Origin of the sequence: Streptomyces sp. NBC_01474 (genome assembly GCF_035918215.1) — a bacterium.
In the GTDB taxonomy this organism is placed as follows: Bacteria; Actinomycetota; Actinomycetes; order Streptomycetales; family Streptomycetaceae; genus Streptomyces; species Streptomyces aureus.
On sequence record NZ_CP109449.1, the window covers coordinates 3,915,849 to 3,939,236 of the forward strand.

Consider the following 23,388-nt stretch of genomic DNA (forward strand, 5'->3'; position numbering starts at 1 on the left):
CGGAGGTGTCCAGTGGGGTCTCCACCCCATTCGTACGAAGCGTTCCCGAGGCCGTGAGAAGCACTCCCGGGGAGACCGGCGCCCCCGTCCGCCGCCCTCCCCTCGGCCCCGCTACCCCCGCAGCGCCCCTTCCAGCGCGCCCGCCACCGCGGCCGCGTCCGCCGCGGGGAGCGGCTCCCCCTCGGCCCGCGTGACATAGAACGCATCCACCGCGTTCGCCCCGAGGGTCGACACATGCGCGGACCGCACCCGTACGTCCGCCGTCTCGAGCGCCCGGCCGATGCGGTGCAGCAGGCCCGGTGCGTCCTGCGCCCGGACCTCGATCACCGTCGCGTGCCGCGAGGCGGCGGGGGCGACCGTCACCCGGGGCGGCGGCGCCACGGTGCCGCGCCGCCTCGGATACGCGGCGTCCCGCTCCGCGAGCCGGGCGGTGATGTCCAGAGAGCCGTCCAGGGCCCGTACGAGATCCGCGCGCAGCCGGGCGGCCTGGGGCAGGGAGCCGTACTCGGCGGCGACCCGCCAGTCGAGGAGCAGGACCGAGCCCGGCACCTGGGCGGGCAGGTCGAGGGCGCGCAGCTCCGCCGTGCGGACGGTGAGCCGGTGCATGGCGAGCACCCCGGCGACGGCGGGCAGCACGCCGGGCTGGTCGGGGACGGCGATGAGCAGTTCGACGCCGAGGGGCTCCGGGTCGGCGGGCACGGCCTCGGCGCCTTCCGCGTCCCGGTCGACGGGTGCCTCGGTCTGCGCGCGCAGGGACAGCACCGGGCCGCCCGTGCGGAACGCCTCCAGGGCCAGTCGCTCCTGTTCGGCCGTGGGCTCGGCCGCGGCGGGGCCGTCGCCGCCGTCGGGGTCCTCTCCCGCGAGGACGGCTGCGACCCGATTGACGAGGTCGGTGACGAGCGACCCGCGCCACGAGGACCAGGCCGCGGGCCCGGTGGCGAGCGCGTCCGCCTCCGTCAGGGCGTGCAGCAGTTCGAGCGTCCCCACGGAGCCGACGGCGTCCGCGACGGCCCGCACCGTCGCCGGGTCCTCCAGGTCGCGCCGTGTCGCCGTCTCGATGAGCAGCAGATGGTGGCGTACGAGGGTGGCGACGACGGCGACGTCCACGCGGTCGAAGCCGATGCGCGCGGCCACGTCCTTCGCGATGATCTCGCCGGCCACGGAGTGGTCGCCGGGCCAGCCCTTGCCGATGTCGTGCAGGAGCGCCGAGACGAGCAGCAGGTCGGGGCGGCCGACGCGGCGCGTGAGTTCGGCGGCGCGCACGGCGGTCTCGACGAGGTGCCGGTCGACGGTCCAGGTGTGCACGGCGTTGCGCTGCGGCCTGCACCGCACCCGCTCCCAGTCGGGCAGCAGCCGCGTGATCAGGCCCTCGGCCTCCAGCGCCTCCCAGACCTCGACGGTCGGCCGGCCCGCGCCGAGCAGCGTCACGAGCTGTTCGCGGGCCTCGGCGGGCCACGGCGTGGGCAGGGGGCGCGCGGCGGCGGCCATCCTGCGGACGGCGTGCAGGGACAACGGCAGTCCGGCCTGGGCGGCGGCCGCGGCTGCGCGAAGCGGCAGCACCGGGTCACGCTCGGGCCTGGCCGCGCGGGCGAGGACCGCCTCGCCGTCCTGCTCGACGACGCCTTCGGCGAGCGGTGTCCGCTCGGTGACGGGCTTGCTCCCGCCGCCCAGCATGGCGCGCAGCCGGGGCCGCACGGCCCGCGACGTGAGTACGCGCGCGACCTCGCGCCAGGTGACGTCACTGGCGTACGACACGGTGCGCGCGGCCTCGTAGACCTGGCGGAGCAGGGTGTCGGCGTCGAGCAGGCCGAGTTCCGCTGCGACCTGGTCCTGCTCCTGGAGGGCGAGGCGGTCGGTGGCGCGGCCGGTGGCCAGGTGCAGGGCGTCCCGTACGTCGAGGAGCCTGCGCCGCGCGTCGGCGAGGCCTTCCCTGGGGGCGTCCGCGAGCCACGACGCGGCGACGGCGCGCAGCGCGGTGGCGTCCCGGAGCCCGCCCCTGGCCTCCTTGAGGTCGGGTTCGAGCAGGTACTGCAACTCGCCCTGGCGCTCGGCCCGTTCTTCGCACAGGTCGCGCAGTTCGGGCAGGCGTTTGGGCGCCTGGTTGCGCCAGTCGGCGAGGACGGCGGTGCGCAGGCCCGCCGTCAGGCCGACGTCGCCGGCGATGTGCCGGGCGTCGAGGAGGCCGAGCTGCACCTTGAGGTCCTCGCCCGCCGTCTTACGGGCCTCCGCGGGCGTACGGACGGAGTGGTCGAGGGCGAGCCCCAGGTCCCACACGGGGTACCAGACGTGGTCCGCGAGGGAGGCGATCTCACCGGGGCCGGCGTTGCCGTCGTGCAGGAGCAGCAGGTCGAGGTCGCTGCGCGGGGACAGCTCGCCGCGTCCGTAGCCGCCGACGGCGACGAGGGACACCCCGGTCAGCTCGCGCGCCCCGGCGGTGAACAGCTCGCCGAGCCAGCCGTCGGTCAGCTCCGCGAGCGCCGAACGGCGCGGCGGCCCGGACCGCGCCTCCCCGTGGAGGAGGCGCAGCCGGGCCGCCGCATAGCCGCTGGGTGCTGAATCGTCGTCGTCCGATTTTCCGGTCTGCACATCCACACTCGTCACCCAGCGACTCCTCTGTTCCGTTTACAGCGCGTCCGGCCCGCGCTCACCGGTGCGGACCCTGACGGCGGTCTCCACCGGGACGGCCCAGACCTTGCCGTCCCCGATCTTGCCGGTCCTGGCGGCCTTGACCACGACATCGATGAGCTGTTCGGCGTCGTCGTCCTCGACGAGGACCTCGATGCGGATCTTCGGCACGAGGTCGACGGTGTACTCGGCGCCGCGGTAGACCTCGGTGTGGCCGCGCTGGCGGCCGTAGCCGCTGGCCTCGGTGACGGTCAGGCCCTGGACGCCGAAGGCCTGGAGGGCTTCCTTGATCTCGTCGAGCCGGTGCGGCTTGACGACCGCCGTGATGAGCTTCATGCGTCCACCTTCTTGGTCTGCGCTGCTGCCTCCTGGACCGGGCCGGCCGAACGGGGGGCCGTGCCGCCGCCCGCGCCGCTGAAGTCGTACGCGGTCTCGGCGTGCTCGACCTGGTCGATGCCGGAGACCTCGGCGTCCTCGCTGACCCGCATGCCGATCGTCCTGTCGATCAGGAAGGCCAGGATCGCGGAGGCGATGAGCGAGTACGCGAGCACCGCGCCGACGCCGGCGAGCTGCTTCCACAGCTGCGTCAGGCCACCGCCGTAGAAGAGGCCCTTCGCGTCGGACTGGCCGCCGCCGGTGGCGAAGAAGCCGATGAGGAGCGAGCCGATGACCCCGCCGACGAGGTGGACGCCGACGACGTCGAGCGAGTCGTCGTAGCCGAACCTGTACTTGAGGCCGACCGCCATGGCGCACAGGACACCCGCGATGGCGCCGATGGCGATCGCGCCGAGCGGCGAGCAGGAGCCGCCGGACGGGGTGATCGCGACGAGGCCGGCGACCGCGCCGGAGGCGGCGCCGAGGGTGGTGCACGCGCCGTGCCTGATCTTCTCGTAGATCAGCCAGGCGAGCATCGCGGCGGCGGTGGCGACCTGCGTGTTGACGAACATCAGCGCGCCGACGCCGTCGTCGTTGCCGAGCCAGGAGCCCGCGTTGAACCCGAACCAGCCGAACCACAGCAGACCGGCGCCGAGCATCACCAGCGGCAGCGAGTGGGGCCGCATCGGGTCCTTCTTGAAGCCGACGCGCTTGCCGATCACGAGGATCACACCGAGAGCGGCCGCACCCGCGTTGATGTGGACCGCGGTACCGCCGGCGAAGTCGATGACGCCGAGGTCGAACGCCCAGCCGCCGGTCCCCCAGACCCAGTGCGCGACGGGGAAGTACACGAGCGTGGCCCACAGGGTGATGAACAGCGCCCAGGCGCTGAACTTCACGCGGTCGGCGAGCGCACCGCTGATCAGGGCGGGCGTGATGATCGCGAACATCAACTGGAACACGGCGAAGACGTAGATCGGGATGGTGTAGCCGTCCCACAGCTGCGTCAGGCCGATGCCGCTAAGCCCGACGTAGTCCGAGGACCAGCCGATCAGGCTGCCGTGGTCGGTGCCGAAGGCGGCGGAGAAGCCGTAGAGGACCCAGAGGATCGTGACGATCCCGAGGCTGATGAAGCTCATCATCAGCATGTTCAGGGTGGACTTGACGCGGACCATGCCTCCGTAGAAGAAGGCGAGTCCCGGCGTCATGATCATCACCAGGGCGGAACAGATCAGCATGAACCCTGTATTGGCGGCAGACAGCGTGGGCGTGGCTGCGGCAAGCGTGATGCCTGGGGGCATCGGCGTCTCCTCGTCGTTGGTACGGCCCCGTGCGGGCGAAGCCTGTGCGGTCATGAGGGGTGGGCCGGTTATGCGCCAAGAGAATGGTGCAGCGCGGTTTCCGTGGACGCCCCTCGATGTTTCGCCGCAGTGACGAAGAGGTCGTGCGTGTTACGCGTCAATGAACTGCCTGATACCGGGTGAGGCGATCGTTATCGTGACGCAACCAAGAAAGGCCGGCCGCGGCGGGCCATCCGGTTGACCTGGCACGGGGGAGCCGGGTCGGGCAGTCCGGGACGGCCGGCCGCGGCCGGGGACATGGGTTCAGACCGCTTCGGCGGTCTCCGGCAGGTGGATCGCGAGCTGGTCGGTGAGGTGCCCGACCTCGGCGACGTCCCCGAACTCACGGACCGCGGTGTCCACGGTCTTGCGGATACGGGTGTTGACCCGCTCGGAGCGCACCTTCTTGGCGATGATCATGGCCTGCTCGGCGAGCACCGTGGACTGCTCGGGCTCACGCTGGAGCAGATGCACCGTGGCCATCCCGATCAGGTTCAGCGCGTACGAACGCTGGTGCTCGGCGTCCTTCTCGAAGAGCTCGACGGCGCGCCGCATCAGGGGCTCGGACATCGAGGCGTACGTGGGGCTGCGGCCCGCCACATAGGCGAGGTCGCGGTACGAGTGGGAGTTCTCCCCGTGCAGCTCGGCCTCGGAGAAGAAGCGGATCCAGTCGGGGTCCGGGTCGTCCCAGTCGTCGGCGTCGTGGAAGGTCTCCTCGGCCATCCGGACGGCCCGCTTGCACTTGCCGGGCTGCCCGATGTTCGCGTACGCGCGGGCCTCCATCGCATACAGCATGGCCTGCGTGCGCGGACTGGCGCAGTCGCGACTGCCGTACTGCGCGAGATGGATGAGTTCCAGCGCGTCATCGGGCCGGCCCAGGTGGATCATCTGCCGGCTCATGCTGGACAGGACGTACGAGCCGAGCGGCTTGTCACCGGCTTCCTTGGCCGCGTGCAGGGCGAGGACGAAGTATTTCTGGGCGGTGGGCTGGAGGCCCACGTCGTAGCTCATCCAGCCCGCCAGCTCGGCCAGTTCGGCCGCGACCTTGAAGAGCCGCTTCGTCGTGGCCTCCGGCTGGGGCTCCTGGAGCAGGTCGGTCACCTCGTGCAGCTGGCCGACCACGGCCTTGCGGCGCAGCCCCCCGCCGCACTGGGCGTCCCACTGACGGAACATGACCGTCGTGGACTCCAGGAGGTCGAGCTCGGGCTTCGAGAGCCGGTTCCCCCGGCGCAGGGCCGCCGGGTCGGGCTCCGCCACCGGTGTTCCGGGCGTGGGCACGAGCCAGCGCTGCATGGGCTCGATGAGCGCGGGGCCCGCGGAGAGCGCGAGGGCGCTGCCGAGGAACCCGCGGCGCGCCAGCATCAGGTCGCTGCGGGAGAACTCACCGATCAGCGCCACCGTCTGCGGGCCCGTCCACGGCAGGTCGACGCCGGACACGGAGGGCGACTGGTGCGCGGCGCGCAGGCCGAGGTCCTCGACCGCCACGACGCAGCCGAAGCGCTCGGAGAACAGCTCGGACAGGATCCGCGGGATCGGCTCGCGCGGATTCTCGCCGTCGAGCCAGCGGCGCACGCGCGAGGTGTCCGTGGAGATGTGGTTGGCGCCCAACTGCCGTGCTCGGCGGTTCACTTGGCGCGCCAGCTCACCCTTGGACCAGCCGCTGCGCAGGAACCACGAGCTCAGCAGCTCATTGGGGCGCTTCTCAGCGTTCGTCACGCTTCCGTCGCTGCCGCCCACTGGAACGCCCCCATCCCTGAAGCCACCTCTTCGCCACCCCGCTGCTGCGGGGTGCGATGTGCGTCAAGCCCTACCAGCATGCCGTCAACGACGGCCGCCCGTCCGGTGGTTGTCACTCCTCGAACAGGAAACCGACTTGCCTGCGGCATACCCAAGAGTGCATACGCCCCAGGGGCTCGTGTACTGAAAGTAATCCTACGATCACCCCTCCGGCCATGGCGAACCCGGAAACGCCACCATTCGCCACCCCTTCGAATGAACTAGGGGAGCGCCACACACGATTCACTTGACATAGGACGGCCGAAAGTGGGCGGAGCGGTGTACGCCGGGGCGTGCCGCACCGGGCGCACCACCCCCGAAGCTATCGAGCGCCGCCCCGGGAGTCGGTGGTTCACGGCCCTGCGGAAGCAGAGGGTAACGATCCGATTCCGTCTCGTAACCACCGGTGCGCAGGACCCGTTGGAGGGGGCATGGGCTTCACGATCGGCGGCAGCCGCGGGATTCTCGACATCCGGTCCGGTGCGCGTCGCCGCGGCCGCACTGCGGGCCGCGCGTCGGACTGCACCTCGGTGGCCGAGTTCACCGGGCTCTGGGGCTGGGAGGCGGTACCGGGGACACGCGCCTCGGCCGGCGCCTGCTCCTGCGGCAAGGCGGGCTGCCCCTCGCCGGGCGCCCACCCCATCGACCACGCGCCGACCGTCCCCGCCGGGGCCACGCTCGACGAGGTCACCGAAACCTGGGAGCAGTTCCCCGGCGCCGCGGTGATGCTGCCCGTCGGGAGCGCGTTCGACATCATCGACGTACCCGAGGCGGCCGGCCGTCGCGCGCTCGTCCGCCTGGAGCGGATGGGGCTGCCGCTCGGCCCCGTGACGGCGACCCCCGAGGGGCGCGCCCACTTCTTCGTGGCGCCGGGCTCCGCCACCGAACTCGGCTCACTGCTGTACCGGATGGGCTGGGACGACGCGGCCCTCGACCTGCACGCGCTCGGCCCCGGCACCCACATCACCGCCCCGCCCTCCGACCGCGGCGGCCTCGGCCCGGTCCGGTGGCTGCGCTCCCCCGGACTCGACTCGGCGCCCCAGCCCCCGCAGGCACGCCTCGTCCTCGGCACCCTGGCGTACGTGGCCCATCGCTCACCGGCGGTCTAGGGCCTTTCGTTCGCCTGGTCCGAACGGGAGGCCCTGGCGGCGGTCCGCGCACATGGAAGCGCCCGCCCCCTGAGGGGGCGGGCGCTTCCATGTGCGCGGACACGTCCGTAGGGCTACTCGCCGATCAGCGCGTCCACGAACGCCTCCGGCTCGAACGGAGCCAGGTCGTCGGGGCCCTCGCCCAGGCCGATCAGCTTCACCGGCACGCCCAGCTCGCGCTGCACGGCGATGACGATGCCGCCCTTGGCCGTGCCGTCGAGCTTGGTGAGCACGATGCCGGTGATGTCCACGACCTCGGCGAAGACGCGGGCCTGGACCAGGCCGTTCTGCCCGGTCGTCGCGTCGAGCACGAGGAGGATCTCGTCGAGAGGAGCGTGCTTCTCGACGACGCGCTTGACCTTGCCGAGCTCGTCCATGAGGCCGGTCTTGGTGTGCAGCCGGCCCGCGGTGTCGATGAGGACGACGTCCGCGCCCTCCTCGATGCCCTCCTTGACGGCGTCGAAGGCGATGGACGCGGGGTCGCCGCCCTCGGGGCCGCGCACGGTGCGGGCACCGACGCGCTCGCCCCAGGTCTGGAGCTGGTCGGCGGCGGCGGCGCGGAAGGTGTCGGCGGCGCCGAGCACCACGTTCCTGCCGTCGGCCACCAGGACGCGGGCGAGCTTGCCGGTGGTGGTGGTCTTGCCGGTGCCGTTGACCCCGACGACCATCACGATGCCCGGGGTGTCGAGGTTCGAGTGGGTCTTGACCGAGCGGTCGAACTCCGGGACGAGGAGCTGGACCAGCTCCTCGCGCAGCAGCGCGCGCAGCTCGTCGGTCGTGCGGGTGCCGAGCACCTTGACGCGCTCGCGCAGCCGGTCGACGAGCTCCTGCGTGGGCTGCACACCGACGTCGGCGGTGAGCAGGGTGTCCTCGATCTCCTCCCAGGTGTCCTCGTCCAGGTGCTCGCGCGAGAGGAGCGTGAGCAGCCCCTTGCCGAGCGCGTTCTGCGAGCGGGAGAGCCGGGAGCGCAGGCGCACGAGACGCCCCGCGGTCGGCTCCGGAACCTCGATCTCGGGCGCGGCCGGAGCCGGGGGCTCCTCCACCGCGATGGGCGCGGACGGCTCCGGCTCGACGAGCGGGAGGTCGACCTCCTCGATCGTGCGGCGGGGTTCGTCGCGCGGCGTCTCGGCCTCTTCGCCGACGTGCGGCTCGGCCGGAGGGGCGGTGATGTCGGGCACGGAGGGGGGCGGCGGGGGCAGCTGCTTCTTTCTGCGGCTGCCGACCACGAGCCCGCCGAGTGCGCCGATCACGACCACGGCGATGACTACAGCAAGGATGACGATTTCCATAACGGGTCCAGTATCAGCCATGGACCCCCGGGACACCCCGCCTGTGGCTTCCTCCAAAGAACATAAGCCACTTGAGTGGATTACTCGGACTAAAGTACGATGGAAGAGGATGATGCAACGCGCGTAGAGTCCACAGCGTCCCCTCCCCACACCCCCCACCGGCTTCCCCACCAGCACCCACGGAGCCGAGCGAGAGGCACGGAACCCCACCGCATGAGCAAGACCGCCGAATCCGAAGGCGCACTCGAGACCCGCGGCATCGAGCCCGTCCCCGAGTCCGAGCGCACCGCCAGGACCCGCGAGCTGTTCCCCACCTGGGTCGCCGCCAACATCAGTGTGCTGCTGCTCACGATGGGCGCGAGCCTGGTCGTCACGTACAAGCTCAACTTCTGGCAGGCGCTCGTCGTCGCGTTCGCCGCCCCCATCGTCTCGTACGGCCTCGTCGGCCTGATCGGCATCGCCGGCAAGCGCGGCGGTGCGCCGGGCATGGCCCTGTCACGCGCGGTCTTCGGTCAGCGCGGCAATCTGCTGCCCGGCTCGCTCATCTGGGTCGCCCGCTGGGGCTGGGAGACGATCAACGCGGTGACCGGCGCCTACGCCGTACTCACCGTCCTGGACATCCTCTTCGGCGTGAAGAGCAACGACGTGCTGGTGATCGTCACGCTGCTGCTCTTCGTCGTCACGACGTTCGTGATCTCCGGCCTCGGGATCAACGCCGTGCAGAAGTGCAACAAGTACGCGACGTACCTCTTCGGTCTCTTCTCGGTCCTCGTGCTGGTCTACCTGATCGCCAACACCGACTGGACCCGCGTCTTCGACCAGCCCGCGGGCAAGATGTCGCTGATGGTCGCCGGCATCGGACTGATCGCCGCGGGCGGCGTCAGCTGGATCCCCTCGTCGCCGGACTTCACGCGCTACCTGCCGCGCACGGCCTCGTCGGTCGCGATCGTGCGCAACTCCGTCGGCGGCGCCGGCATCGTCGTCCTGCCGATGGTCCTGATGGGCGCCGTCATGGCGGTCTCCACGCCCGACCTGGCCTCGGCCGCCGACCCGGTCTCCTTCCTCGGCGAGATCCTGCCGCTGTGGATCGCGGTCCCCTACCTCCTGATCGCCCTGGTCGGCATGCTGCTGATCAACTCGATGTCGATGTACTCGGCGGGCTTCACCGCCCAGACCCTCGGCTTCAAGGTCCCGCGCCACTGGGCCGTCTCGATCAACGCGCTGATCTCGCTGATCTTCGGCGGCATCCTGATGCTCGTCGCGACCAGCTTCATGGGCTCGTTCATCGCCTTCCTGTCGCTGCTCGCGGTGGCGTTCTCGGCCTGGGTCGGCGTCTTCGGGGCCGACATGCTGCGGCGCAAGGAGTACGACGCCGAGGCCCTCGTCGACACGACGCGCACCAGCGCCTACTGGTACAAGGGCGGCTTCAGTCCGGCGGCCGTCGCCTCCTGGGCCATCGGCCTCATCGGCGGCCTGATGTTCACCACGTCCGACTGGTTCACCGGCCCGCTCGCCGCGAACAACCCGATCGGCGAGTACGGCCTCGGCTGGGTCGCCACGATCGTGATCTCCGGCCTGCTGTACGTCGTCCTGCCGAAGCCCGCCGTCGCCGCCCCGTCCGCGGTCTGTGACGAAGAGGAGCGCGAGACCCTGGCTGTCTGACGCTCCGTCAGCTACCGTCCCCCTTCACCAGCGGCCCAACTCCGCCCTGTGAAGGGGGACTTCTCATGCCCGTCACGGTCGTGCGCTTCAATCTCGTGGATCCCGCGGCGACACCCGAATCGCTGAGCGCCCGCTACAGGGCGGCTGTCGAGATGGCGGCGTACGCCGACGACCGCGGCATCTCCACCGTCCAGACCGAGGAGCACCACGGCGTCGCCAACAACTGGCTGCCGTCCCCCTTCACCTTCGCGGGCGCCGTCTTCGGCGCGACCCGGCGCATCGCCGTCACGGTCTCCGCGATCATCGGCCCGTTGCACGATCCGCTGCGCCTCGCGGAGGACATCGCCGTACTCGATCTGCTCAGCGGCGGCCGGCTCGTCACCGTGGCCGGAATCGGCTACCGGCCCGAGGAGTACGGCCAGTTCGACGTCGAGTGGAAGCAGCGGGGCAAGCTCCAGGACGAACTCCTCGACACCCTGCTCAAGGCATGGACGGGCGAGGAGTTCAGCTTCCGCGGCCGCAGGGTCCGCGTCACGCCGCGCCCGTTCACCCAGCCCCACCCGCTGCTCCTGGTCGGCGGCTCCTCGCGGGCGGCGGCGCGGCGCGCGGCCCGCCTCGGCCTGCCGTTCTTCCCGAGCGCGCATCTGCCCGAACTCGAGGCGTACTACAAGGAACAGCTCGTCGAGCACGGTACCGAGGGCTGGACCATGATGCCCGCGGCGGTCACCCCGCTGCTGCACGTCGCCGAGGACCCGGACCGCGTGTGGGCCGAGCACGGAGAGCACTTCCTGCACGAGGCGCGGACGTACGCGTCCTGGCAGTCCGGCGACATCAAGTCGGCGGTGAAATCGGGGGCCACGACGGTCGACGAGCTGCGCGCCGAGGGCGTCTACCGGATCCTCACGCCCGACGAGTGCGTGGAGCAGGCCCTCGACAGCTATGTGCTGCACCCGCTGTCCGGCGGTATGCCGGTCGACGAGGGATGGCGCAGCCTGCACCTGTTCTGCGAAAACGTACTGCCCCGGCTCGAAGACCTTGCGGTCTGAGCCGGGGCAGTGACGAGGGTGAGGAGATGGCAGCGGGGACTTAACCCATCTCCTCCAACGCCTTGCCCTTGGTCTCCTTCACGAACTTGAGCACGAAGGGGATCGAGAGTGCGGCGAAGATTGTGTAAATGACGTACGTCCCGGAGAGGTTCCAGTCGGCCAGCGACGGGAAGCTCGCGGTGATGGCCCAGTTGGCGATCCACTGCGCGGACGCGGCCACGCCGAGCGCCGCGGCGCGGATCTTGTTCGGGAACATCTCGCCGAGGAAGACCCAGACGACGACGCCCCACGACAGGGCGAAGAACAGGACGAAGAAGTGGGCCGCGATCAGGGCGACCCAGCCCTGCGTGGCCGGCAGCTTGCCGTCCACCAGGTCGTACGAGAACGCCCAGGCCTCCAGCGCGAGACCGATGACCATGCCGGCGGAACCGACCAGGGCCAGCGGCTTACGGCCGACGCGGTCCACCAGGAGCATCGCGATCACGGTGCCGACGATGTTGATGATCGACGTGGTGAACGAGTAGAAGAACGAGTCGGTCGGGTTCACGCCGACCGACTGCCACAGCGTCGAGGAGTAGTAGAACGCGACGTTGATGCCGACGAACTGCTGGAAGACCGAGAGGCCGATACCGATCCAGACGATCGGCTTGAAGTAGAGACCGCCGTTGCCCTTGCCGGAGAGCAGGTCCTTGAACGTGGACTTGTGCTCGCTCTTCATCGCGTGCTCGATCTCGGCGACGCGGGCGTCCAGGTCGACCTTCGTGCCCTCGACCTCGGCGAGGATCTCCTTGGCCTTGGCATCCTTGCCGACCGAGATGAGGAAGCGCGGCGACTCGGGGATCGCGAAGGACAGCATGCCGTAGAGGACGGCCGGGATGACCATGACGCCGAGCATGACCTGCCAGGCCTCGAGGCCCAGGACCTCACCGCGCTGCTCGCCGCCGGCGGCCTGCAGGATGCCGTAGTTGACGAGCTGCGAGATGGCGATGCCGACGACGATCGCGGCCTGCTGGAAGGAGCCGAGGCGGCCGCGGTACGCGGGAGGCGAGACCTCGGCGATGTAGGCCGGGCCGATGACGGAGGCCATGCCGATACCGAAGCCGCCGATGATCCGCCAGAAGGCCAGGTCCCAGAGGGCGAAGGGCAGTGCGGAGCCGACGGCGCTGATCGTGAAGAGGACGGCCGCGATCTGCATGCAGCGGATACGGCCGATGCGGTCCGCGATCCGGCCGGCGGTGGCCGCACCGATCGCACAGCCGATCAGGGCGATGGCGATGACCTGGGCGAGCGTTCCGGAGCCGATGTCGTACCGGTCACGGATGGCCTCGACGGCTCCGTTGATCACGGAACTGTCGTAGCCGAAGAGAAAGCCGCCCATCGCGGCCGCCGCCGTGATGAAGATGACGTGGCCGAGATGGTCGGGATGAGCCTCTCGGGCGCTTGGCGGCTTCGCTGTGCTGGTCACGTGTACTCCTCGGGCCACCGGCAACGGTGCCGGGGGTGGGGGTGAGAGCCCTTCCAGTGGCGCACAACTTCACGCCGCCCACCACCTGAAGGTAAAAGCAACGTTGCAGAGACTATGCCTTCAAGTTTCGAAGTCAAGAGGGGGGTAACTGTGACCTTCAGACGCCCTGGTGGCGGGCATCGTTCAAGTATTGAACATGAAGCTGTGGTTGATCTTGGGGCTGGCGCTGGAGCCGACACGGCACCGGTGACCGGGATCCGGCCGGGACGGTGATCGATTCCCGGGCGGACCTGCATGCGGCTAGCGCAGCCGCTGACTGATCACCTTCGACACGCCATCACCCTGCATCGACACCCCGTAGAGCGCGTCGGCGACCTCCATCGTGCGCTTCTGGTGCGTGATCACGATGAGCTGGGAGGCCTCCTGGAGCTCCTGCATGATGCGGATGAGTCGCTGGAGGTTGGTGTCGTCGAGTGCGGCCTCGACCTCGTCCATCACGTAGAAGGGACTCGGCCGCGCCTTGAAGATCGAGACGAGCAGCGCCACCGCGGTCAGGGAGCGCTCGCCACCGGAGAGCAATGACAGCCGCTTGACCTTCTTGCCTGGAGGGCGGGCCTCCACATCGACACCGGTGGTGAGCATGTTGTCGGGATCGGTCAGGATCAGCCGTCCGTCGCCGCCGGGGAAGAGCCGGCTGAAGACACCCTCGAACTCCCGGGCCGTGTCGCGGTACGCCTCGGTGAAGACCTGCTCGACGCGTTCGTCGACTTCCTTCACCACCTGAAGGAGATCACTCCTCGTCTTCTTCAGGTCCTCGAGTTGCTCACTGAGGAACTTGTGGCGCTCCTCCAGTGCGGCGAACTCCTCAAGAGCCAGCGGATTCACCTTTCCGAGCAGCTGATACGCCCGTTCGGCTGACTTGAGCCGCTTCTCCTGCTCCGCGCGCACGAACGGTCGCGGCTGGTTGCGGGGGTGCTCGGGGTCCTCGGGCAGCTCCTCGCCCTCGGCCGGGAGCGAGGGCGGTACGGGCTGCTGCGGCCCGTACTCCGCCACGAGTCCCGCCGGTTCGACCCCGAGTTCCTCCAGCGCCTTGGCCTCCAGCTGTTCGATCCGCAGCCGCTTCTCGGCGCCGAGCACCTCGCCCCGATGCACCGAGTCCGTCAGCTTGTCGAGCTCCGCCTTCAGGTCCCGGCCCCGGGCCCGCTCGGCGACGAGCTCCCGCTCCCGCTCACCCTTGGCGCTCTCGGCGGACGCCCTCTCCCGCTCGGCCCGTCCGACCGAGACCTCCACGTGGGCGAGGAGCTGCCGGGCGCCGACGGCCACTGCCTCGGCCACGGCCGCCTCGTGGCGCAGCCGGGAGCGCTGCCGCTCCGCACGCGCGCGTGCCTCGCGCTCCGCACGGGCCGCCCGGTCCAGCGAATCGGCGCGTCCGGCAAGGCCCTTCACCCGCTCCTCGTGCGTACGAGCCTGGAGCCGGGCCTCCATCTCGGTCTGACGGGCATTGGCCCCGTCGGCGGCGAGCCGGTCGCGTACCGCGGTGTCCGGCTCCTCGTCGGCCGGCATCTCCTCGGCGACGGCGAGCCGTTCGGCCAGCTCCTCGGCGTCCTGTACGGCCTTCTCCAGCGCGTCCTGCGCCTTGGCGGCCGCGGCGGCGCTGCGCTCGGCCTCCCCGGCGGCGCCCCGTGCCTGCCCGGACAGCCGGCCGAGCTGCTGCGCCACGGACGACTTCTCCCGGTCGGCGGCCCGGCGCCGCTCCCCCAGCTCCTCCACGAGCGCGGCGGCCTCCGCGCGCCGCGCGACGGCGCTGTGCTGCGCCTCGGCCAGCTCCTCGCACCGCACCCCGAGCTCGGTCAGCTCGCCCGCGGCCTCGTCGACGGAGGCCTGCACCTCGAGAAGACTGGGCGCCCCGGCGGAACCGCCCTGAGCGAAATGCGCCCCGAGCAGGTCCCCTTCGGCGGTGACCGCGGTCAGCTCGGGCCGCGCGTAGACGAGATCCTCGGCATCCTCGAGCGTCCCGACGACCACGATCCCCCGCAGCAACCGCCGCACGGCAGGCATCAACTCGGAGGGCCCCCGCACGAAATCGGCCACGAGGGGTGCGTCCCCGCCCCGCGCGGGCCGTCCCGGGTACGCACTCCCGAAGCCACCGAGCCCGTCGCCGTCACCGACCGCCCCGGCCGCCGAAGCACCCCTCTCCGCATGGGCTACGCCACCGTCACCACCAGCCCCACCACCCACGAACCCGCCGCCAAGAGGGGACCCCCCAGCCGACGACGCGGGCACGCCCCCGGCCACACCGGACGCGTCCTCCTCCCCCGCCAGCAACAGTGCCGCGCGCCCCGCGTCCTGTTTGCGCAGGAGGCGGATCGCTTCCGCGGCGGAGGCGGGTGTCGTCACGGCGATGGCGTCGGCCGCGGCACCGAACGCCGCGGCGACCGGGACCTCGAAGCCTGGGGTGACGGAGAGCAGTTCGGCCGCGGGGCCGAGGACTCCCGTCAGGCGGTCGCGGGCGCCGAGCAGCGCGCCGGTGCCGTCCTTGCGGCGCAGCCCGAGCGCGAGGGCGTCGTGCCGGGCCGAAACCGCCGCCCGCTTGCGTTCCGCGGACGTCAGGGCCTCCCGGGCCGCCGTCAGCGCGGACTCCGCGTCGGCGAGGGCGGCCCGGGCCGCGTCGTGCCGGTCCCCGAGCTCCGCGTCCCCGGCGTCGAGCCCGTCGACCTCGGCCTTGAGCTGCTCGTACTCCTCCTGCGCCGCGACGGCCCGGTCTCTCGCCTCGTCCCGCGCGGCGGCAAGTCGGTCGATCTCGGCCTGCGCCGCGGCGGCCCGCGAACGGGCGGCGTTGACCTGCCCGTTCAGCCGCGCGAGCCCCTCGCGCCGGTCGGCGATGGCCCGGGCGGCGTCCTTGAGCCGGCGCTCCTCGGCCGCCAACTCCCGTTCCAGGTCGGCCCGGTGGGCCACCGTGTCGTCGAGGGCGCGCTCGGCCGCTTCGAGGGCGGCCTCCAGTTCGGCCTCCTGCTCGCGAATCCGGGCGGCCTCGCGCTCCATGTCCTCGGGGTCGCGTCCGCGCCGTTCCTCCGCGGGGGCGGACGTCGCACTCTTGACCCGCGCGTCGGCCAGCGAGACGGTGCCTCGCACCCGCTCGGCCAGCTGCGACAGCTCGTACCAGGTCTGCTGGGCACGCTGGAGCCGCGGCGTGAGCTGCCGGACCTCGGCCTCCAGGAGCGCCTCGCGCTGGAGTGCCTTCTTCAGCTCGGCCTCGGCGGCGTCCTTGCGTTCCTTGAGCGCCGCCTCGTCCTCGATCTCGGCGCGCAGCGCACCCCGCATGCGTACGAGGTCGTCGGCGAGGAGCCGCAGCCGCGCGTCGCGGAGGTCGGCCTGGATGACGGCGGCGCGGCGCGCGACGGCGGCCTGGCGCCCGAGCGGCTTCAGCTGTCGCCGCAACTCGTCCGTCAGGTCCTGCACGCGCGCGAGGTTGGCCTGCATCGCGTCCAGCTTCCGCAGCGCCTTCTCCTTGCGCTTGCGGTGCTTGAGGACACCGGCGGCCTCTTCGATGAAGGCGCGGCGTCCCATCGGGTCGGCGTGCAGCACGGAGTCGAGCTGGCCCTGGCCGACGATGACGTGCATCTCGCGGCCGATGCCGGAGTCGGACAGCAAGTCCTGGATGTCGAGCAGCCGGCATGTGTCGCCGTTGATCTGGTATTCGCTGCCGCCGTTGCGGAACATGATCCGCGTGATGGTGACCTCGGCGTACTCGATGGGCAGCGCGCCGTCGGAGTTGTCGATGGTCAGCGACACCTCGGCGCGGCCGAGCGGCGGGCGCCCGGTCGTGCCGGCGAAGATGACGTCCTCCATCTTGCCGCCGCGCAGCGACTTCGCACCCTGCTCGCCCATGACCCAGCTGAGGGCGTCCACGACATTGGACTTGCCCGAGCCATTGGGGCCGACGACGCAGGTGATGCCCGGCTCGAACCGCAGTGTGGTGGCCGAGGCGAACGATTTGAACCCGCGCAGGGTCAGGGCCTTGAGGTGCACGCCGCCGGACTCTACCCGCCGCGTGTGTCTCACTCCATGAACCCGCGGTTTCGCCCAGGAAAGTGCAGGGCACATCAGACGTTAAAGAAAGGCGTCGACGCGCGGAGCATTGACGGGGCATTCGAGGGGGCGCGGTACGGGGCGGCGCACGCGGAGCGAAAAGTCAGAAGGAAGGGACGCGAAAGCGTCCCTTGCAGATCTGAGAAATGTGATCAAGCGGCTTGATGAAAAGGCTGCCTGACCGCTGGTGTCGGGGGCGGGATGGGGTCAGGTGAGCGCAGGCTCCGCCTGGGGTACGTCGATGCTCTCGAGGAGCGATTCGTGAGAAGCGGCAGCCGCGAGCGCGTCGTTCTCGGACTGGATCCGAACGAGTTCGGACTCAAGGTCCTGGACGCGCTGCTGGAGCCGTCGCATCTCGGCGAGGAGTCGCGGGTCGGAACCGCCGACGTAACCGAGAAGCGCCTTTGCCATGATGGATGGTCCTCCACAATGAGTGACCGACCGAAGCGGTGTGGGTCGTGAGGGATTCGCACCCGCGGTGCCTGGCACTCGTTGTCTTGCTGCCGTTCATACATGCCAAACAGCTAAGGTGCGCGGGGCTTCCAGAGTCTCACCAAAAAGTTTGACGGTCAACACGATCACACCCCGTATCGACGGGTGAGCCCGGGGGCTCGGCACCGTGAAAACTTCGGCGCGGCCTCACTTCGGGCCCCTGGGGGCGTGGAGATCATCCTTACTTCGCGAGCCTGCCACGACAAGCTCTTATTGGCAACCACCAGGTCATTCCTGCCCCGCGCAGTTGCCCGGGGCATGCCATGAACGCCTCTCAGGGCCCTGGCCTGCGCGTCCTTCTCAGCGAATGGCGAAGTCGGCGTATCCGCCGCGCGGGGCGTCCCAGATCTCCGTGACTCCGTCGACCCTCCCGGGTGTGTCGCCGTCGCGGAGCCAGTCGAGAAGGCCCTGACAACTCTCGCGTGAACCCTCCGCGACGACCTGGACCCGGCCGTCGTCCAAATTGAGAGCAAAGCCACTCAGGCCGCCGATCTCAAGAGCCTTCGCCCTCGTGAACCAGCGAAAACCCACACGTTGGACGCGTCCGCGCACCCAGGCGGTGATGCGTACGTCTTCGTTCATAGGGGCACGCTAACCGGCCAATTGCACTCGGAGCACTTCGCCCCCTTGCGTCGTGGGGTACCGTCCCGGACCAATGTGCGTCACCCGTACGGGCGAGTCGCATTGAAACTGGTGAGTCGCATTGACCACAGCGAGGACGAGGAAGGCCACAAGATGGGACGCCACCGACGCTCCGACGCCGGCCGCGCCGCCACGGGTCGCGCCACGGACAGCACGGCCGGTTCGTATGCCGGGCACGACGGTGTGTACGAGGCCGGGCAGACCGGCGCGTACGACGGCGCGCACAAGGAGAGGTACGCCGCCGGCGGATTCGCCGGCCCGCACGCCACGGCAAACGGCGACCTGGGTCGGGCCTTCGACGACACCTACCCGGGCGAGCCCCAGGCCGCGTACACATCCTCCGGCAGCCCGGGCAGCAGCTCGCACCGCCGCAGGAAGCACGTCGCCAGGCCGGTGCGGGCGGGGCTCCTCGGAGTCTCGGCCGCTGTGGCGGTGGGCGCCGTCGCGGTGGCCTCCGGGGTGATCCCCGGCATGGACAACTACTCGCTGGGCGGCGGCAGCGGCGCCGACAAGGTGCGCGCCGCCGACTCCCCCTCGGGACTCCAGACGCAGGGCGGGACGGACGGCAGCGCCGACCGCGCCCCCTCCTCCGCGAGCCGCGGTGCGGAGCGCTCGGGCTCTCCCTCGCAATCTTCGTCGAAGCCGTCTTCGACCCCGTCGAAGACGGCTTCACCGAGCAAGTCCTCGAGTTCCGCTTCCCATTCCGGTTCCGGCGGCACGGCGACCTCGCCCAGGACTGCGACCCCTTCGAAGACCGCCACCACGAAGCCGAAGCCCCCGGCGGCCGCGCCCAGCCTGAAGGCCCCGTCCGGCGAGGCGTCGGCCGAGGCCCAGGTGCTCGCGCTGGTCAACACGGAGCGGGCCAAGGTCGGCTGCAGCCCGGTGGCCGCGGACAGCGGTCTCGCCTCCCTCGCCGGGAACTTCAGCGAGGACATGGCCGCACGTGGCTTCTTCGACCACACGGACCCGGATGGCGCAACGCCCTGGGACCGCGCGAAGAAGGCCGGCATAACGGACCTCGGTGGCGAGAACATAGCCCGCGGCCAGGCCAACGCCCAGTCCGTCATGGACTCCTGGATGAACAGCCCGGGCCACCGCGCGAACATCCTCAACTGCGACTACAAGACGCTGGGTGTCGGCGTGCACTTCGGGTCGGGCGGCCCGTGGTGGACGCAGGACTTCGGCTTCTGAAGCCCCTACGCGCACTAACCATCAGTTAGCGCACCCCTGAGGTTCGCGCTGTGCCGGAGTACGCTTGCCGCATGGAATCGAGCGGCGGCGATCTCGCGTACGACGTGTTCTCCCGGCAGTGCCCGTCCCGCGGCACCCTCGAGCACGTGACGGGCCGCTGGGGTGCGCTCACCCTCGGGGCGCTGCACGAGGGCAGCTTCCGCTTCAACGAGCTGCGGCGCCGGGTGGACGGCGTGAGCGAGAAGATGCTGTCGCAGACCCTGCACGCACTGGAGCGCGACGGCCTCGTGCATCGCGAGGCGCAGCCGACCAACCCGCCGCGCGTGGACTACGAGCTGACGCCGCTCGGGCGCGAGATCTCCGAACGGCTGCTGACCCTCATCCAGTTCGTCGAGGGCCGGATGGACGACGTGCTCGCCTCACGCGCCCGCTACGACGCGGACGGGGCGCGCGGCGGGCGCTGACAGCGCGGGCAGAAGTAGCTGGAGCGGTTCATCCAGGGGCGCCGGCGAATGATCGTGCCGCAGCGCCGGCACGGCTCACCCTCGCGCCCGTAGGCGTCGAGCGAGCGGTCGAAGTAGCCGGACTCGCCGTTCACATTCACGTAGAGGCTGTCGAAGCTGGTGCCGCCGACGGCCAGGGCCGCGTTCATCACGTCCCGTACGTGGCCGAGGAGTTCGGCCGTGCGCGGGCGCGTGAAGCCGGTGGTCGGCCGCTCGTAGTGGAGCCGCGAGCGCCACAGCGCCTCGTCCGCGTAGATGTTGCCGACGCCGCTGATCAGAGACTGGTCGAGCAGGGCCCGCTTGATGGTCGTACGGCGCCTGCGCAGCGCCTCGTGGAACGCGGCGTCGTCGAACTTCGGGTCCAGCGGGTCGCGCGCGATGTGCGCGATGACGTCCGGCAGCCCGTCGGGGCCCGTCTCGTGCAGCGAGAGGCCGCCGAAGGTGCGCTGGTCGATGAAGCGCAGCTCCGTACCCAGCTCGTCGGCGAAGCGGACGCGGATCCGCAGATGCTTCTCGTCCGGCGCCTCGGCCGGCTGCACCAGGAGCTGTCCGCTCATGCCGAGGTGCGCGAGGACCGCGCCGCCCGTCGGCTCCAGCGGCAGCCACAGATACTTCCCGCGCCGCTCGGGTACACCGATGCGCTGGTCCTTCAGCCGGTTAGCGAAGTCCTCGCCGCCCCCGAGGTGACGGCGCACGGCGCGCGGGTGCAGGACCTCCACGTCGGCGACGGTGCGGTGGGCGACCCAGCGCTCGAGTCCGCGCCGTACGACCTCGACCTCGGGCAGCTCGGGCACGGTGTCTCCTTGTGAGGGCTCTGGAAGCTCTGGAACGAAACGAACGGTGCCGACCGTCCCTCAGGACGGTCGGCACCGGACAGTTCGGATGCGGGCGTCAGGCAGACGCCGAGGAGGAGTCGGCGTTTCCCTCGGCAGCCACGGTGGCCTCGACGGCATCAGCCGTCTTCGCCGCCTCGGCGCGCTCGTCGGCAGCCGCGCGGATCGCGCGCCATGCCGATTCAGCGGCCTGCTGCTCCGCTTCCTTCTTGCTGCGGCCGGTGCCGGTGCCGTACGAGACGCCTCCGACGCGGGCGGCAGCAGTAAAGGTCTTCTCGTGGTCGGGGCCGGTCTCCGAGACCAGGTACTCGGGAACGCCGAGCCCCTCGGTCGCGGTGAGCTCCTGGAGACTGGTCTTCCAGTCCAGGCCCGCACCCAGATTCGAGGACTTCTCGATCAGGGGATCGAAGAGACGGTGGACGAGTTCGCCCGCCGCGTCCAGACCCTGGTCGAGATATACGGCGCCGATCACCGCTTCGAGCGTGTCGGCGAGGATGGACGCCTTGTCCCGGCCGCCCGTGCCCTCTTCGCCCCGGCCGAGCCGGATGAAGGAGCCCAGGTCGAGCCCACGGCTGACCTCCGCAAGTGCACGCGAATTGACCACCGCGGCCCGCAACTTGGCCAGCTGGCCTTCGGGCAGGTCGGGGTGGGTGGTGTACAGCGTGTCCGTGACGACGAGGCCGAGCACGGAGTCCCCGAGGAACTCGAGCCGCTCGTTCGTCGGAAGACCGCCGTTCTCGTACGCGTACGAGCGGTGGGTCAGTGCACGCACCAGAAGGGCGGACTCGAGCTTGTACCCGAGCCGCCCTTCCAGAAGCGTGTGGGACGAGGCATTGTCCGTCTTGTTCGACTCAGACATTGCGCCTCTCACCAGCCGCTCAGACCTCGAGGACCTGGCGCTTGTTGTAAGTGCCACAAGCCGGGCACGCGATGTGCTGCAGCTTGGGCTCGTGGCAGCGCTCGCACGCAACCAGGGTGGGGACCGCAGCCTTCCACTGCGACCGGCGGTGGCGCGTGTTGCTGCGCGACATCTTCCGCTTCGGAACAGCCACGGCTACTTCTCCTGCTTCTCGTCGACGCCAGCTTCGGCGCCGCTCATCTCGTCCTTCTCGCCGTCCTGGATGGTCCCGGCGAGTCCCTGCAGTGCCGCCCAACGGATGTCGACGGCGTCGTGGTGGTGGTCCGGATCGTCCGCGAGCCGAGCTCCGCACTGGGAGCACAGACCCGGGCAGTCGTCCTGGCACACCGGCTGCATCGGCAGTGCGAGCACCACCGCATCACGCAGCACAGGCTCGAGGTCGAACAAGCCGTCCTCGAGAAAGAGCCTGTCCTCGTCTTCCTCGGCGTCGTCGGCCGGTTCCGCGGTGCGGCCCCGGTCGTCGGCGTCAGGGTACGAGAACATCTCCTGGAAGTCCGCGTCGACCTCGAGGCCGAGCGGCTCCAGACACCTTACGCACTCCCCCTGAGCCGATGCACGGGCGGTGCCTGTGACAAGCACCCCTTCCATGACCGACTCGAGGCGGACCTCGAGCTCCATCGGCGCGCCTTCCGGCACTCCGATGACCCCTTCGATACCGAAGTCCTTGGGGGCGTCGACCGTGCGGGTCAGCCGCTGCTGGGCACCAGGACGCCGTCCCAGCTCGTGCGTATCGAACACGAGAGGGTTGCGGTGGTCGAGGTGCGTACTCAGGGCTGGTCCTGCTTTCGGTTTTCGATGCTCAGGTTGTTCAAGCTGCTCAAGGGGTTCGCTGTCCCGAATGAACCCGGGCAGCTGAGATCGCGGACGTACGCGCGACCGAAGAACCAGGATACTGGACCTTTCGCTCACGGCCCAATCCGGAGTCAGCGCCCCTGTTCGTACTGCCTCAGCTGCTCCGTGCTGATCATGCTGGTGTCGAAGAGGCTGGTCTCGTCGAGCGCCGCCGGCTCGTGTGCCATCTGCGGCTGCGCATAGCCCGCCTGGGCCTGGTCGTAGCCCTGCTGCTGCTGATGCTGCTGGTAGGCGTACAGGTCCTGCTGCTGCTGGTACGCGTACGGGTCCTGCTGGTAGACGGCGTACGGGTCCTGCTGGCCGTAGGGCTGCTGCTGGTAGCCGTACACGTCCTGCTGCGGGTCCTGCTGCTGGGCGTACACCGGCTGCTGGGCCGGGATCTGCGGGGCCTGGGGGATCTCCCGGTCCGGCTCCGCGGGGGCGCTGCCGATCTCCGCGAGACCGGCGAGGTAGTCGGCGTCACTGGTGTGCTGGGCGCCCGTGCCGTCGCCGAGGGCACCGAGCTCGTCGCTGGCGACCCGGCCCTGGAGCGTGTGCCGGCCGCGGCCGACCGCCTCCAGAGTCTTGGCGAGGACCGCCTCGAAGGCGCCGAGCTTCACGTCGACGTACGAGTCGGCGTCGCGGCGCAGGGTCTCGGGGTCGTGGCTGCGCTCGGGAGCGTCCTCGTCCTCGTAGCCCTGGTCGTCGACGCCCGGGCCGGTGCCGAGGAGTTTCTCGCGGCCGCGGCCCACGGAGCCGAGGGTCTTGGTGAGGACGACCTCGAAGTTGGCGAGCTTGGAGTCGACGTAGTCGTCGGCCTCCGCCCGGATCTCCTCGGCCTCCTTGCGGGCCTCGGCGAGGATCCGCTCCCCTTCGTCCTGGGAACGGCGCGCGACCTCGGTGTCGGAGATCAGCGAACCGCGCTCGGCGTGCGCCGTCTCGATGATCCGCTCGGCCTCCTGGCGGGCCTGCTCGACCATCTGCGCGCGTCCGCCGATCAGCTCCTCGGCCTGCGCGAGGGAGCCGGGCAGCGCCTGGCGCACCTCTTCGAGCATCGCGAGCAGGTCGGCGCGATTGACCACACACGAGGCCGACATGGGCATGGACCGGGCATTGCCGACCGCGGCGACGATCTCGTCGATCTTCTTCTGCACGTCCACCG

General features: G+C 70.5%; 19 protein-coding genes. 5 read left to right on the forward strand and 14 right to left on the reverse strand.

Annotated features, from left to right (window positions below; all coding sequences use genetic code 11):
- Positions 1 to 111 precede the first annotated feature (111 nt).
- The 4 genes from OG758_RS17970 to nsdA form a co-directional block, all read right to left on the reverse strand.
- Positions 112 to 2,601, reverse strand: a complete 2,490-nt coding sequence (locus OG758_RS17970; protein WP_326710954.1) for a [protein-PII] uridylyltransferase — start codon at positions 2,599 to 2,601, stop codon at positions 112 to 114.
- Positions 2,602 to 2,622: 21 nt separating this feature from the next.
- Positions 2,623 to 2,961 (reverse strand): P-II family nitrogen regulator, encoded by a 339-nt coding sequence (locus tag OG758_RS17975; protein ID WP_116509391.1) that lies wholly within the window; start codon positions 2,959 to 2,961, stop codon positions 2,623 to 2,625.
- On the reverse strand, positions 2,958 to 4,301 hold the full coding sequence (locus OG758_RS17980; RefSeq protein ID WP_326710955.1) for an ammonium transporter: 1,344 nt from the start codon (positions 4,299 to 4,301) through the stop codon (positions 2,958 to 2,960). Before OG758_RS17980 ends, OG758_RS17975 begins: the two co-directional genes overlap by 4 nt.
- A gap of 303 nt (positions 4,302 to 4,604) precedes the next feature.
- Positions 4,605 to 6,077: a transcriptional repressor NsdA gene (nsdA, locus tag OG758_RS17985; RefSeq protein WP_326710956.1), complete on the reverse strand. Its 1,473-nt coding sequence runs from the start codon at positions 6,075 to 6,077 to the stop codon at positions 4,605 to 4,607.
- Between the two features lie 470 nt (positions 6,078 to 6,547).
- Between nsdA and OG758_RS17990 the strand changes: the two genes are divergently transcribed.
- Positions 6,548 to 7,225: a bifunctional DNA primase/polymerase gene (locus OG758_RS17990; protein WP_326710957.1), complete on the forward strand. Its 678-nt coding sequence runs from the start codon at positions 6,548 to 6,550 to the stop codon at positions 7,223 to 7,225.
- Positions 7,226 to 7,338: 113 nt separating this feature from the next.
- Here OG758_RS17990 and ftsY read toward each other — a convergent pair whose 3' ends face one another.
- Positions 7,339 to 8,553 carry a signal recognition particle-docking protein FtsY gene (ftsY, locus tag OG758_RS17995; RefSeq protein ID WP_326710958.1) on the reverse strand — a complete coding sequence of 405 codons (1,215 nt, stop codon included), beginning with the start codon at positions 8,551 to 8,553 and terminating at the stop codon, positions 7,339 to 7,341.
- 213 nt (positions 8,554 to 8,766) lie between these two features.
- Between ftsY and OG758_RS18000 the strand changes: the two genes are divergently transcribed.
- Both OG758_RS18000 and OG758_RS18005 read left to right on the forward strand, forming a co-directional pair.
- Positions 8,767 to 10,215: a cytosine permease gene (locus OG758_RS18000; RefSeq protein ID WP_326710959.1), complete on the forward strand. Its 1,449-nt coding sequence runs from the start codon at positions 8,767 to 8,769 to the stop codon at positions 10,213 to 10,215.
- Positions 10,216 to 10,280: 65 nt separating this feature from the next.
- A complete protein-coding gene (locus tag OG758_RS18005; RefSeq protein WP_326710960.1) occupies positions 10,281 to 11,261 on the forward strand; it encodes an LLM class flavin-dependent oxidoreductase in 981 nt (326 codons plus the stop codon).
- A 40-nt stretch (positions 11,262 to 11,301) separates the two neighbouring features.
- On the opposite strand, the gene OG758_RS18010 is transcribed toward OG758_RS18005, so the two are convergent.
- The 4 genes from OG758_RS18010 to OG758_RS18025 all read right to left on the reverse strand — a co-directional run bounded on the left by OG758_RS18010 (position 11,302) and on the right by OG758_RS18025 (position 17,889).
- On the reverse strand, positions 11,302 to 12,726 hold the full coding sequence (locus OG758_RS18010; protein WP_326710961.1) for a sugar porter family MFS transporter: 1,425 nt from the start codon (positions 12,724 to 12,726) through the stop codon (positions 11,302 to 11,304).
- A 300-nt stretch (positions 12,727 to 13,026) separates the two neighbouring features.
- Complete coding sequence (locus OG758_RS18015; RefSeq protein WP_326710962.1) at positions 13,027 to 16,755, reverse strand: AAA family ATPase; 3,729 nt, start codon at positions 16,753 to 16,755, stop codon at positions 13,027 to 13,029.
- Between the two features lie 267 nt (positions 16,756 to 17,022).
- The gene (locus OG758_RS18020) at positions 17,023 to 17,226 is read right to left on the reverse strand and encodes a hypothetical protein (RefSeq protein ID WP_116509408.1); all 204 of its coding nucleotides are present in this window, start codon (positions 17,224 to 17,226) and stop codon (positions 17,023 to 17,025) included.
- A 381-nt stretch (positions 17,227 to 17,607) separates the two neighbouring features.
- A complete protein-coding gene (locus tag OG758_RS18025; RefSeq protein WP_266559605.1) occupies positions 17,608 to 17,889 on the reverse strand; it encodes an acylphosphatase in 282 nt (93 codons plus the stop codon).
- 153 nt (positions 17,890 to 18,042) lie between these two features.
- Here OG758_RS18025 and OG758_RS18030 point away from each other — a divergent pair, with 153 nt between their 5' ends.
- Positions 18,043 to 19,140 carry a CAP domain-containing protein gene (locus OG758_RS18030; protein ID WP_326715952.1) on the forward strand — a complete coding sequence of 366 codons (1,098 nt, stop codon included), beginning with the start codon at positions 18,043 to 18,045 and terminating at the stop codon, positions 19,138 to 19,140.
- Positions 19,141 to 19,211: 71 nt separating this feature from the next.
- Positions 19,212 to 19,604 carry a winged helix-turn-helix transcriptional regulator gene (locus OG758_RS18035; protein WP_266559609.1) on the forward strand — a complete coding sequence of 131 codons (393 nt, stop codon included), beginning with the start codon at positions 19,212 to 19,214 and terminating at the stop codon, positions 19,602 to 19,604.
- On the opposite strand, the gene mutM is transcribed toward OG758_RS18035, so the two are convergent.
- The 5 genes from mutM to OG758_RS18060 form a co-directional block, all read right to left on the reverse strand.
- Positions 19,571 to 20,437 carry a bifunctional DNA-formamidopyrimidine glycosylase/DNA-(apurinic or apyrimidinic site) lyase gene (gene mutM, locus OG758_RS18040; RefSeq protein ID WP_326710963.1) on the reverse strand — a complete coding sequence of 289 codons (867 nt, stop codon included), beginning with the start codon at positions 20,435 to 20,437 and terminating at the stop codon, positions 19,571 to 19,573. The two genes, OG758_RS18035 and mutM, sit on opposite strands and share 34 nt — an antisense overlap.
- A gap of 97 nt (positions 20,438 to 20,534) precedes the next feature.
- Positions 20,535 to 21,335 carry a ribonuclease III gene (rnc, locus tag OG758_RS18045; protein ID WP_100595043.1) on the reverse strand — a complete coding sequence of 267 codons (801 nt, stop codon included), beginning with the start codon at positions 21,333 to 21,335 and terminating at the stop codon, positions 20,535 to 20,537.
- A 19-nt stretch (positions 21,336 to 21,354) separates the two neighbouring features.
- Positions 21,355 to 21,528 (reverse strand): 50S ribosomal protein L32, encoded by a 174-nt coding sequence (gene rpmF, locus OG758_RS18050; RefSeq protein WP_006139588.1) that lies wholly within the window; start codon positions 21,526 to 21,528, stop codon positions 21,355 to 21,357.
- 2 nt (positions 21,529 to 21,530) lie between these two features.
- A complete protein-coding gene (locus OG758_RS18055; RefSeq protein ID WP_326715953.1) occupies positions 21,531 to 22,166 on the reverse strand; it encodes a YceD family protein in 636 nt (211 codons plus the stop codon).
- 152 nt (positions 22,167 to 22,318) lie between these two features.
- Positions 22,319 to 23,386, reverse strand: a complete 1,068-nt coding sequence (locus OG758_RS18060) for an ATP synthase F0 subunit B (protein ID WP_326710964.1) — start codon at positions 23,384 to 23,386, stop codon at positions 22,319 to 22,321.
- Positions 23,387 to 23,388 lie beyond the last annotated feature (2 nt).